At 52.3% G+C, this 12,143-nt stretch carries 10 protein-coding genes; 7 read left to right on the top strand and 3 right to left on the bottom strand.

The features are described 5' to 3' along the window. Nucleotides 1-67: 67 nt before the first annotated feature. From G6R38_RS11500 to G6R38_RS11490, 3 genes are all read right to left on the bottom strand, one after another. Nucleotides 68-862: a phosphoadenylyl-sulfate reductase gene (locus G6R38_RS11500; RefSeq protein WP_166824831.1), complete on the bottom strand. Its 795-nt coding sequence runs from the start codon at nt 860-862 to the stop codon at nt 68-70. A gap of 119 nt (nt 863-981) precedes the next feature. After that, complete coding sequence (locus tag G6R38_RS11495; protein WP_166824828.1) at nt 982-2,397, bottom strand: polysaccharide biosynthesis/export family protein; 1,416 nt, start codon at nt 2,395-2,397, stop codon at nt 982-984. An 80-nt stretch (nt 2,398-2,477) separates the two neighbouring features. After that, nucleotides 2,478-3,404 carry a tetratricopeptide repeat protein gene (locus G6R38_RS11490; RefSeq protein WP_166824825.1) on the bottom strand — a complete coding sequence of 309 codons (927 nt, stop codon included), beginning with the start codon at nt 3,402-3,404 and terminating at the stop codon, nt 2,478-2,480. A 396-nt stretch (nt 3,405-3,800) separates the two neighbouring features. Here G6R38_RS11490 and G6R38_RS11485 point away from each other — a divergent pair, with 396 nt between their 5' ends. From G6R38_RS11485 to G6R38_RS11455, 7 genes are all read left to right on the top strand, one after another. After that, nucleotides 3,801-5,288 carry a GumC family protein gene (locus tag G6R38_RS11485; protein ID WP_166824822.1) on the top strand — a complete coding sequence of 496 codons (1,488 nt, stop codon included), beginning with the start codon at nt 3,801-3,803 and terminating at the stop codon, nt 5,286-5,288. Between the two features lie 119 nt (nt 5,289-5,407). Continuing rightward, nucleotides 5,408-6,118: a CpsD/CapB family tyrosine-protein kinase gene (locus G6R38_RS11480; protein WP_166824819.1), complete on the top strand. Its 711-nt coding sequence runs from the start codon at nt 5,408-5,410 to the stop codon at nt 6,116-6,118. Nucleotides 6,119-6,167: 49 nt separating this feature from the next. After that, a complete protein-coding gene (locus G6R38_RS11475) occupies nt 6,168-7,370 on the top strand; it encodes a sugar transferase (protein ID WP_166824816.1) in 1,203 nt (400 codons plus the stop codon). 1 nt (nt 7,371) lies between these two features. Continuing rightward, nucleotides 7,372-8,724 (top strand): lipopolysaccharide biosynthesis protein, encoded by a 1,353-nt coding sequence (locus G6R38_RS11470; protein WP_166824813.1) that lies wholly within the window; start codon nt 7,372-7,374, stop codon nt 8,722-8,724. A gap of 744 nt (nt 8,725-9,468) precedes the next feature. Next, complete coding sequence (locus tag G6R38_RS28430; protein ID WP_390881387.1) at nt 9,469-10,224, top strand: O-antigen ligase family protein; 756 nt, start codon at nt 9,469-9,471, stop codon at nt 10,222-10,224. Nucleotides 10,225-10,234: 10 nt separating this feature from the next. Continuing rightward, a complete protein-coding gene (locus G6R38_RS11460) occupies nt 10,235-11,089 on the top strand; it encodes a WecB/TagA/CpsF family glycosyltransferase (RefSeq protein WP_166824807.1) in 855 nt (284 codons plus the stop codon). Between the two features lie 39 nt (nt 11,090-11,128). Beyond that, on the top strand, nt 11,129-12,103 hold the full coding sequence (locus tag G6R38_RS11455; RefSeq protein ID WP_166824804.1) for a glycosyltransferase family 2 protein: 975 nt from the start codon (nt 11,129-11,131) through the stop codon (nt 12,101-12,103). Nucleotides 12,104-12,143: the final 40 nt, after the last annotated feature.

Below are 12,143 nucleotides of genomic sequence, written 5' to 3'. Positions count from 1 at the left end.
ATTGACTCCCCTTGATCGACATTCGTCCCAAGCGAATGTCGATCAACACCTCACCATCACGGTAAGATCAAATCATGTAGTCGGTTTCTCGCCCGAGAACTCGATCAATCGTGTCTTGGGGGAGATCAATTGCTGGTGCATTGGGTCCGCCGGCGCGATCGGTGGGATTAATTCCACAATAGACAGCCCATGGCCCGAGATGCCGCCAACGTCCAGCACGTTTGGGTTCGTTGTCTAAGACAGGTGTTGTGCAGCGATTGCAACCGATGGTCGAATACCCTTGGAAGTGGAGCGGGTTGATGATCACCGCGTGCTCTGCGATATACTTTTCGACTTGATGATTGCTGAAATTCACGAGGACATTGACCCGGAGACAGTTCATCTCTGTATCAATCGCCAAGATCGGTGTGCGTTCCCGCTGACCGCCGTCACTCCGCCGCAAACTGCCGACTAGGGCGTCGTATCGTCCCTTGGCTTTCAAAAGCGGTTCGGTCTTCCGCATATGGCAGCACTGAGCTTGCCCTTCGGGAGTGAGGTACAGCACCCCCAATTGATCCGTCTGTTCTTCCATTGTCCGATCTGGCTCGAGCGTCACGACATCCAAGCCATATTCCTTGATGAACCGATCACGGGTTTGCAGTGTTTCTTGGAATAGCACACCTGTATCGACGAACAGAACCGGAATTGGCAGTTGCAACTCCTTAATCATATGACAGACAACACTACCGTTGCGTTGCATCGAAGATAGGGCCGCAAGCCGATCACCAAAGATATCCGCAGCCCAGCGGATCAACTCCTGAGGCGTTCGTTCCTCGAAGGTGGTGTTCAGGTCGTTCAAATCAGCTTGCGTCAGGCGGGCCATGATTCACGCGGTTTCAAAGAGTAAGAAGTGCAGTCGATGCCCGTCATTTTAGTGGCTCGCAAGCGGGAATCAATCATCCCCCTCTGTCGCCACTTTTCCCTGACGGCTTGCGAATCTTGTTAGAAGGCCGTGAAGCTCCCAATTCCCACTGAACCGGACACCGGCAACAAGCCATAGAAACCACGGGTGAAGTACTGTTGAATCAGGTCGCCTGTCCATTGGATGTGCGTCTTGGGAAGAATCACAACGTCCCCATCACGCAACCAGACTTCGCCCGGTGGGCACGGTTGCCGACCGAAGAATGCATCATGAAGATTGAGTCGGGTCGCGAGAATCTTCCAATTTTCATCTCGACGGAGAATGACGACTTCTTCAAGTTTCGCCCCCGGATTCCAACCGCCAGCAAGCGTAATTCCCTGCATGGCTGTGGTTGGGCCGACCAACTCATAGCGACCAGGCGTGCGAACTTCCCCGACCACATACACATAACGCGGAGCCCGTTGAACCAAAATCGGCGTGAGTTCGATTCCCTGGACCAATGCTGCATACCGCTGCTCGATTTCCTGTTTCACTTCTGTGAGATTCAAGCCTTGCACAAAAACGGAACCAATCGCCGGCAGTTGGATCGTGCCTTCGGGAGTGACGGTGACTTGGCGACTTTGGCCGCCGCTACCAGAACGACTGTCAACGGTATTGCGAAGTTCTTCCAGAGTGGTATTCACTTTGGTCGGCGTGACGGTGATACCAGGATTGAGCACACCACCGAGTCGAAACCGTGTATTCAGATCGTTGCGGAGTTCTTCAACCGTACGACCAGCGGCACTAATCTGACCGAATTGTGGAACAGTGATGGTTCCATCGGGTTGGACGATTAACTCTCGATCAAACTCCGACGCCGTCAACGATTCAATCCGCAATAAGTCGCCTCGGTTGAAACGGTATGGCTGTGACATCGTCTCGCCGGTCAAACGATAAACGAATTCCAGGGTGTCATCGACCCGAAGCCGATACTCTGGGACGTGCGCCGTTCTCGCTGGTCCGACGTATTCGCCTGGCCCATAAGTCTCCCACGGGATGAGATGAGCGCGACTCCAATCCATTTGGCAGCAACCATTCTCACATTGCACGCCGCAGCGAAATTGTGTGGGTTCGCAAGCGGCAGCACTTGGAGCAAACTGCGAAGACGATGTCTGTGGCGTGACATTGCCGACAAAATTCGTCGGTGGGTTATGATACGGCGCGTTGTGTAGTTGCCCCCCGGAAACATCTTGCCTGGTTGGGTACGATTGCACGGGTGCAGGTGCTGCAATTGGGGTCTGGACGGGAGTGGGCGAAACCGCGTACGCCGAATCGTACCGATACGAAGTTTGGCCCGCCGCAGCCAAGGCAATCCGACCATTATCATGGTTTCGATCGGAACGGTAGCTCGGTGAAAAATTCGACGCACACCCCACGCAAACCATCATCATTAAACCGATGGTCGGCACTAGTGGCTTCGTCAGTCGAGATGGCTTGATCGCTGTGTTGTTATTCATCGTCGACGCTTCCTCACGAATTCTGATCGACTAACAGACACTGTTTGGCTTGCACGCAGATGGAAAGGGCTAGTCATTGGTCATTCCGTCTGTCTCGGTGCCGTCTGCAGACGAGTCGCATTCTGCACTGTGAGCGGTTGATTCCGTTGGCGGAATGCCGATGGTTCGACCCACCGAATCGCCGATTGAACGGCCATCTCTGTGGGAACCGGCGAGGAAGACATTGTCATATCGCGTCGATTGTGTGGTTGCAGTCGAAGCTGTTGAGTCTTCTGAAGGTTTCGCAAAACCTCTGGCTGAGGCGTGATCGCATAGCTTTGACGGAAAGCTTGCTCCGCGGCATTCAAGTCGCCAAGACGGGCCAGCAAGACCCCGATTTCATTCGCCGCCCGATTGTTTTGCTGCCAAACACGGATTGCAGCCCGATAGTAGGCCAACATTTTTGCATCGAGAATCGGATTCGCCGCGCGATCCTCGGCTCCTAAGAATGGTTGCAAACGACCTAGACCGTAAATGGCATAGGAGGCCACAGGCTCATTCGCCCCAGCAACCGAGAGACGGTCACGTGCATAGAAATAGTATTCCTGCATCGCCGTCAATGGATTGATTGTGCTCAAATCACTTGCTGAAGTGAACACGGGAGTCTGATGCCCGGCGACAATCCGTCTCATCGTTTGAGCGACATTTGCACCGCCACTCAGCATGAGAAACTCATCGGCCTCGCTCAGTGCTTCCAATCCTTCGGTCAAGGCCGTGATATGTCGCTGACTGCGAGTCCGAACATCAGCGGCCGATGCAACAAGGTGAAGTGCTTGACGAAACTCCGACGCAGCTGAATGAACCGCACCGCGGTCTGCCAAATCCATACCGCGATTGAGATGCTGCTCGGCCTGCCGCAATGGGACACGCGCCGTCGCTCCCAACCGATCAAAGCCATGTTCAGCCAAAGTGACTGAAGGCAGACAACTGACCATTATGATGCATGATTGCAAAATCGTACTCTTCATGCGTGTCCGGACTTTCGACGGTTGATTCGTTCGGCAGGGTTCAGAGAAAGATCGCAGCAACCGAACCCCTTGGAATATCCATCCTCATCTGTATCGTCTTCATGCTCCTCGTCTTTGATCGATACGTTGCAACCGTCACGACCAGAGCGGCAATTCCTCCGTTGAAACCGCACAACCGCCTGCATCACCCCATCCACTTCATTTGCCCCAAACCATTTGATCGGTAGACCTTCACAGTATTTGCCCGGTTGGCAGGCGAACTTCTCGCAGTTTCCGGAAGAAAACGGCTGCGCAGACCGCGTAGGCGTTGTTCGTAACCTATGTTCTATACATTGAACCTTTTACGCGGTTCCTGCTCCCTCGAATGAGTCACTACTCACCAAGCGGCACAAACGGATGACAGATCAAGAACGATCGACAAACTTGCGTGATGCCGGGCGAATTCTCTTCCGGCACAAGAAGAAGGTGCTGGCATTCTTCGTGACCGTCGTCACGCTTGTGACGCTCGTAACCCTGCTGACACCGAAGGTGTACCGCTCGCAAGGCAAACTCCTTGTCAAATTGGGACGGGAAAACGTCGGCATCGATCCCACGGTCACGCTCGGTCAGTCAAACACCGTCTCCCCGCCACTCAGCCGTGAAGACGAGATCAACTCACTTGTCGAGATCCTTCGAAGCCGCGCCGTCATTGAAGGTGTGGTCAAGACTCTCACCCCCGAGAAAATTCTCAAGCATGAGACGTCCACAAGTTCACGAAGCCCGCACGAACGCGCAGTGCTCTTACTTCAGGATGATCTCGGAATCGGTTCCGCCAGAAATTCCAATGTGCTTGACGTGACATTCGACCATGAGGATCGGGAATTTTCCCGACTCGTCGTCGACACGGTCATGGATGTTTTCATCCGCGAGCATGTTCGCCTCAACCGAACTCCCAAATCGCAGACGTTTCTCGATGAACAGATGAAGGCCACGCGAGACAAACTTCTTCAAGCCGAGGACAAGCTCCGCCAGTTTGAAAACAACGCCGGCCTCATTTCGCCAGAGATCCGGGAACGGCTTTTGGTCGAGCAAATCGCGACCCTCAAGGCTGACCTGCAACGTGTCAAAACTCAACAGGTGGCTGTCCAAGCAGAAATCGAACAACTCCAAAGTTTGTTTGAACGTGGACCAGACCAGTCGCTGGCCGCAGCATCACAAGGCATCGCAAACGATGCACTCGATGATAGCCGCAAGCAACTCTACAAACTGCAAGCCCGTGAGAAACAACTGCTGACGGTGTACGACGCGGACTATGTTCTCGTTCGGCAAGTTCGAGATCAAATCCGCCAGACGACCGAACTCTTAGAGAACGAGACAAAAAAACAACGCACGAATTTGTGGCCACAACGAACCTATGAAGAAGCTCAAATTGCCTTGACAACCAAACGGCCTCTGTTGGCATCGCTACAGGTTCAGTCAACGGAAATGACTAAACAATTGGCCCAGCTTCAAGCAGAGCAAAAGACGATTCATGATCGCTCAGCCGACATCAAACAACAACGCCGGCAAGTTGCATTACTCGAACAATCCTACCGGAAGTACACGGAAGGGCTCGAACAAGCTCGCGTGGACCAGGCACTTCAAGATGAGCAAATTTCGAATCTCAGTATTGTCCAACCAGCACTCACGCAGATCAAGCATGTGAAGCCGCGAACGTTGATCAACCTCGTTCTTGGTCTGCTGTTCGGGTTTGTTGGAGGAATTGCACTCGCGGTTGCTGCGGAGTATCTCGACCACTCACTCAAAACTAATGATGACGTCGAGAAACATCTTGGGCTTCCCGTACTCACGTCGGTTCCGGAACTCAAGCATCCCGAACGCGACTCGCGACGCATCGCTTGGTAAGAGAAGAACGGCATCGAACTCAAGATGCTATCACTTGCAGGTCGCCTCATAAAACTTGACGGCAATAAATCGCCAGTCAGAAGTACTGAAGAAACAAAACGTGAGTCAGGAGAACGACGATGATCGCCCCAGTGCGGCAAGCATCCAAGCAACGGCAAGTTGATCTTCCACGAGAACCCGGTCGCATCGTTAAAGCCGACCCCCTCGCGGAATCCTGCCGGACACTCCTTCGACGACTGCCTTGGAAAGGGAACGACTCGCAAAACCCAGTGACGACCATTGGGCTAACAAGTTGTCATTTGGGCGAGGGTGTGACCACAATTGCCAACGAACTTGCGTTAAATGCGGCCGCTTCGGGCGAACGCAAAATCCTGCAAGTCGATTTCAATATTGAGAATTCTGGTTCACCTGCCCAAGGAGAACCGGCTTCCGCACTCGGTGTTGCGGATGTGTTAGTCGACGAGACACCGTGGCATGACGCTGTGACCGAAACCAATGTCCAAGGTCTCTCATTCATGCCACCAGGCAGTACACATAACCAATCTAACGATGCAATTGATACACGATATCTCCCCCAATTCATCGGGGAATTGAAATCAAATTATGATCTCGTCATTGCAGATCTGCCACCCGCAGGCGAAGTAAGTTCGGTCTTGCGAATCGGACGTTATCTCGACGGTTTACTTATTGTCGTCGAGTCCGAGCGAACTAGGAGAGAAGTCGTCGGCCGCCTAAAATCGCAGCTCGAATGCACTGGATCGCGTCTTCTTGGAGTGGTCCTCAATCGGCGACATCAACATCTCCCAAATTGGCTCTACGAACTCTTTTAAAACCGCTTTGCTACATACTAATCGCAAATTAAAAACTCGGAACACTCTCATGTTGACTTCCAGTTGGCAACGATTTTTCAATCGTCGGCAAACAGACATCTGTACCGTTCCCGGTATCCTATCAACCACCGAGTTCAAGCAAGCACTCAGCGAAGAACGCGTAAGAACAGAACGCACGAAGATCGGGTTCTGTCTACTAGCATTTAAGTCCAAAACGCATGACTCCCCGTCGAAGTCACTTTTCGATCTGCAAATCAAATCAAAAGAACGTCTAAGAATCCTCGACAAAGTTGGCTGGCTCGACCGAGACACGCTTGGCGTCCTCATGCCAATCACGAAAAGTCATGATGCGATTCGAGTAGCCAAGGAAATCTGTGAAAGTCTTCGCAAGAGTTCAAAACCAGTACCAGACTTCGAGATCTTCTCGTACCCACTCTCTGACACGGAGATGGAAGATCAGGATACTACCAAACCCAATGACTCCGACATTGGACAGAAGATTCTCGCCGACTGCGACGAATTACAGAAGATACTGAGCGAAGAAATCGATAAGTCTTGCCAATCCTCAGAACAAACTAAGGCAATGGTCGCCGACGAAGAGACGGAAGAGCGAGACTGCACAATTCACTCGATGGACCGACTATTTCTCAAACCAATGCCTATCTGGAAGCGGAGCCTGGACATTGTTGGAGCTTCAATCGGATTGGTTCTAACATCGCCAATCTTGTTGGCGTCGATGATTGCTATTCGGGCGACTTCACCGGGACCTGCGATCTTTAGTCAGTACCGGACCGGTTTAGCCGGACGACGTTTCAAGATCTACAAATTGCGGAGTATGGTCACAGACGCCGAAGCACGAAAAAAAGACCTGATGGCGTTGAACGAGCAAGACGGTCCGGCATTCAAAATTGCAAGTGACCCCCGGGTAACAACGGTTGGCCGAATTATACGGGCAACCAGCATCGACGAACTGCCGCAACTTTGGAACGTGCTTAAGGGAGACATGTCGCTGGTTGGTCCTCGTCCGCTTCCCTGTAACGAGACCGAATCATGTCATGGGTGGTTGCGACGCAGGCTTGATGTCACGCCCGGTTTGACATGTGGTTGGCAAACTCAACCGCAACGAAATCAAATTACATTTGACGACTGGACACGAATGGACGTCCAATACATCCAGGAGCGTTCCATTCTCACGGACCTGAAACATGTCTGGCGAACCTTTGGTGTCGTCCTTGGCCGCCGGAGTGTCTAGGATGACAACTGTCTCGGGCTCAACAGCGCAGACACCAAACAAGCTCAGCATCGCATATTTCCGCACAGCCATTCGAAAACTTGTCTCCTCCGAGTCAATTTCGAAGGGGGCCTGTGCGATCATGGATCAAGCGGTTACCAGCGCCGGGCGATTCATTTCCACGATTCTCGTCGGACGTGCCTGCGGAGTCGAGGGCCTTGGTCTCTATTCGCTTGGAATCTCCGTCGCAATGATTACGCTTGCCGCTCAGCATTCGTTAATCACGGCCCCGTATACGGTGTACCTCCACAAACGTAGTAGCCAACGGGAACGATCAAGCTATGCTGGCAGCATGTTGATCGCATGGCTCACTCTAGCCTGCGTCATCGGAACGCTATTTCTAACTACCTCTGCTACGATCCCTCATCTCCACGCAGATAGCACATATACCAAACTATTTGCTGTTTTAGCACTCGGTGTTCCTGCATTGTTGTTGCGTGAATTCGCAAGGCAGCTCACTTTTGCAAACTCGCAGTTCAAAACAGCCTTGCTATTTGACTCGGTAACGGCGTTCCTTCAAGTCATTGCGCTGCTCATTCTGACCACAACGAACCGACTGTCACCAATTGGCGCCTGGTGGGCGATCATTTCGGTGTACTCGCTCACATCCGCAGTGTGGCTATTGCACAGGCGTGGCTCAATTAACCTGCGTTACAGTGAGTTCTGGTCAGACCTAAAGCAGAACTGGTCGATCGGACGATGGGACTTGGCCAGCAACGTTTTCATGACAAGCCAACTGTACCTCATGCATTGGTGCTTGGCATGGTCAGTGGGTGTGCAAGAAACCGGTGTCTACGCCGCGTGTGCGACAGTATTGCTGTTCGCCAATCCTCTCGTCATGGGGATTAGCAACTTCATCATGCCAATGATCTCACGCACACTATGCAACGACGGTCTTCAGGCAATGACGCGTGTCGTCTTGAGAGCGACACTTGTTCTAGGGACCATCATGCTGTCGTTCTCGGCGGTAGCTATTCTCATGGGTCCCATGATCCTTCAAATCCTCTTTCAAATCGATTCCAACAACACGCATCGTATTGTGATTGCGTTGCTAGCTGCCAACGCAACGATCGGAGCATTTGGAATTGCGCCCGAATGGGCATTGCTGGCATTAGAGAAACCGCAAGTCACGTTCCGAGCCGCCTGCATCGGTTTGGCCACTACAGGCCTGGCGGCCGTTACAATGATTCAAGCTTGGGGTGTCGTCGGTGCCGCTCTTGGATTACTACTTGGCACTCTGCTATCCGTGAGCTACATTTGGATGGCATATCGTCTTGTCCTCCAGGACGATAGAGAATCGCGAGGTCATTCCTAGCCGATCACTGAGACCAAATGGATCTCCATAGGGTTGCGTTTAGCATCAAGGTCTGCGTTGCCATCAACTTAGACATCTGTACTAACTTTCGTTTCAGAAAAGCATCGCCGTGGACCAATCAGGATGAAACTGACCAAAGTCTCCCACAGCGAAGAAAAGAGCAGCCGTACGGACCTTTATGTCCTTGCAATCGCGTGCTGGTTGTTGACGACCGCAACGTTCTCGTTGCCTGAACGCGAAGACCACTTGGCTGCTGGTGGCCTTGATAGCATTGGACTGTTGAAACTGGCAATTCGCGGGTTCGTCACCATGATACTAATGTGGCGAATCAAACGGATCGTCGGAGACAGCGGGTTCTCAGACATCCGAGCGCGCCTCCTTCCGCCCATCCTGTTTCTCGTCTGGGCGGTACTATCAGTTGCATGGTCGCCTTTAAGATCGGTTTCATTTGCCCAGGCCTCAAGTCTGGGAACGCTAATGCTAGTGTCGGTACTCGCTGCACATTTGTGTCAACGACAGGGAGTGACCGAATTCCTTTTGAAGCAACTTTCGTTGATACTTTCGGCCGTGACCTGCCTCATCCTGTTTTGTTACTTCTTGACACCGAGTGTCGGAAGTATGACGAGAGAAGGCACCGGACTTTTTCATGCAACAAATACCGCTGCCACGGCGTCGTTGGGTTTGGTTAGCCTAGTATCAATCTGGCTAATATGGGGTTTCAGTTGGACACGGTGGCTGATTTGGATGGTCGTACCGCACACCATGGTGCTAGTCCTTTCTGCCAACCGGCTGTGTTTCCTCGTCAATGCGATCACTTTGTTAACAGTCTTTTACTTCTATGGTAGTCGGCTTCTCACATCAATCTCACTTGCGACGCTGTGTATCCTAGGTACCTCATATCTTCTGATTGATCCATACTTCTCACTCTTTGAATCTCTCGGCAGCAATGTCGTTAGTTATGCAAGCCGGGGCCAGGACGTTTCTCAGCTCTCGGCATTGTCCGGTCGCGAAGAAATGTGGACGGCCCAATGGAAGTCGTTCCTAGAGTCACCAGTCATCGGACACGGGTACTTCGTCACCTCCAAAGAAGGGCAAATGTACGTTTGGTACAACTGGGCCAACTACACTGCACACAACCTCGTCCTACAGGTCGCAGTCACAACCGGCGTAGTTGGATTGACGTTATTCCTCCTTGGACTCGTTCGATCATATTTGAAGGCGACTTATCAACTTCGCCACAAACCAAACTATCGGCGGCTGGGCGACTTCTTAGGACTTATTGGAATGTGGTACCTCGGTTGGTCAACGATGAACGAATCAATCATGGGGCCAGTTCAACCAGAGTCCGTCTTCTTCTTCGTCATGCTCGGTATTGCGATTGGTAATGCGACCTCGTCCGACCGGAATCCCGTCGACTCGAAGACTGATTTGGACCGGCTACACTCACCTACGAGTCGGTTACAACGGAACGCATCGAACACGACAGTTCTTACAGCTTAGGGGAAACGTTATGGTCACGCTAATCGAAGAATCGCCCAGCACTGCCTCGCAAAGTCTCAACTCTGGATCACAGTTTAAAGCCTGTTGGCCAGAAAAACGAACGATCTTCGGGGTCCAGATTTCCGAAACCACCTACGATGACGCTGTGCGAGCCACGATCCATGCAGCCCAACACCATATCCCATCGGTTGTGTCATGTCATGCCGTTCACGCTTTAATGACATTCTCGAACGATCCGGAACTTCGCGAAATTGCGAATTCGTTCGATATGATCACACCGGACGGACAGCCAGTTCGGTGGGCACTAAACCTTCTGCACGGAGCCGGGCTGAAAGATCGTGTCTATGGCCCCGAGCTCACTTTGCGACTTTGCGAAGCGGCTGCCGAACACAAAGTCCTCGTTTACCTATATGGTGGAAGTCCGGACGTGGCCGCTAAGCTTCCTGAGCGATTGAAGGCTTTGTTCCCCGAGCTTGAAATCGCCGGATACGAGTCCCCGCCTTACCGTGAGCTTACCGACGCAGAACTAGAAGACGTTGCCGAGCGTATCAACGCGTCAAAGGCGGGTCTAGTGTTTATCGGACTCGGCTGTCCGAAGCAGGATATTTTCGCACATCGGATTCGCAAGCATCTCAACGCAGTGCAAGTCTGTGTCGGGGCAGCGTTCGACTTTCACGCAGGTGTGAAGGAGACCGCACCGTCTTGGATGCAGAAGCTTGGTCTCGAGTGGTTGTTTCGACTTGTCAAGGAACCTAAGCGGCTTTGGCGACGTTACTTGGTTACGAACACACAATACCTGGCAAAGCTAGCGTTGTCCCTAGCCAACATTCCGAGAGTCCTTCGTCAACGTGCAAGAAAGCAATAAGCCTAAAACACTCGGCATTGCTAGATTGGAATCAAAGCGATGAGCGTTAGCCTCCCCAAAGTTAGCATCGGTTTACCCGTCTACAATGGTGAGCGGTACCTCCGTGAGTGCCTAGATTGCCTCCTCAATCAAACATTTCGCGACTTCGAGATTGTCATTTCCGACAACGCATCGACGGACAAAACTCAGTCGATCTGCCAACACTATGCAAGTCTTGACGAGCGAATCCACTACCATCAACAAAAGGTCAATCGAGGAGCCAATTGGAATTTCAACCAAGTCTTTCACTTGAGTCGTGGGGAATACTTCAAGTGGGCTGCGGTCGATGATCTTTGTTCGCCGACATATTTGGACCGGATGACAGAGACACTTGAGACTCACCCGGATTGCGTCTGGTGTCACTCCCTCACTGTTCACATTGACGAAGCCGGAAACAAGCTGGACGAGGCACACCACTCCAACGAGCCGTACTCTCAAAACGCTCATAGCTTGGTTGCAACGGGTTCACGACTTTCCATCAACGACGTTTGCTCTGCCTCTGCTCCCAGCCGATTCGCGGCGGTACTGTTGGGAACGACGTGGTGTTCAGACTCGTTCGGATTAATCCGAAGTGATGTCCTCGCGGAAACGGCCTTGGAAGGTCCTTTCTACGGGGCAGAAAAGGTCTTAATGTCGGAGTTGGCCATTCGCGGTCAGTTCATCGAAATTCCCGAAGTCATGTTCTTTCAACGCATCCATCCGGACGCTTCGGGCTCGATGGCGTCGGGCAACGACCGCGACGAGTTCACTTTTGGTGTCGATGGCAGTGCTCCTCACTCTACGTCATTTGCGATTCTCCGCGGTTATCACGAGGCGATTCAGAGAGCCGATCTCAGTCGAACGGACCGATTGCGTTGCTATGGTCACCTCATGCGGTACGTCTTCCAACTCCGCAAACTAACGCGGAAAATCGTGAGATCAGCATCGCGTTACACTCCGTCGATGAAGACACCAATCTTCGGCCACAGCCGATAAGCAATTTCGCAACTGCGATCTGCTCCCGCGGAGGTTTGCG

It is taken from the genome of Thalassoroseus pseudoceratinae (genome assembly GCF_011634775.1).
GTDB classification, from domain to species: Bacteria; Planctomycetota; Planctomycetia; order Planctomycetales; family Planctomycetaceae; genus Thalassoroseus; species Thalassoroseus pseudoceratinae.
Note: the sequence above shows the minus strand (reverse complement) of the source record. Positions and strands in the feature narration are given on the sequence as shown.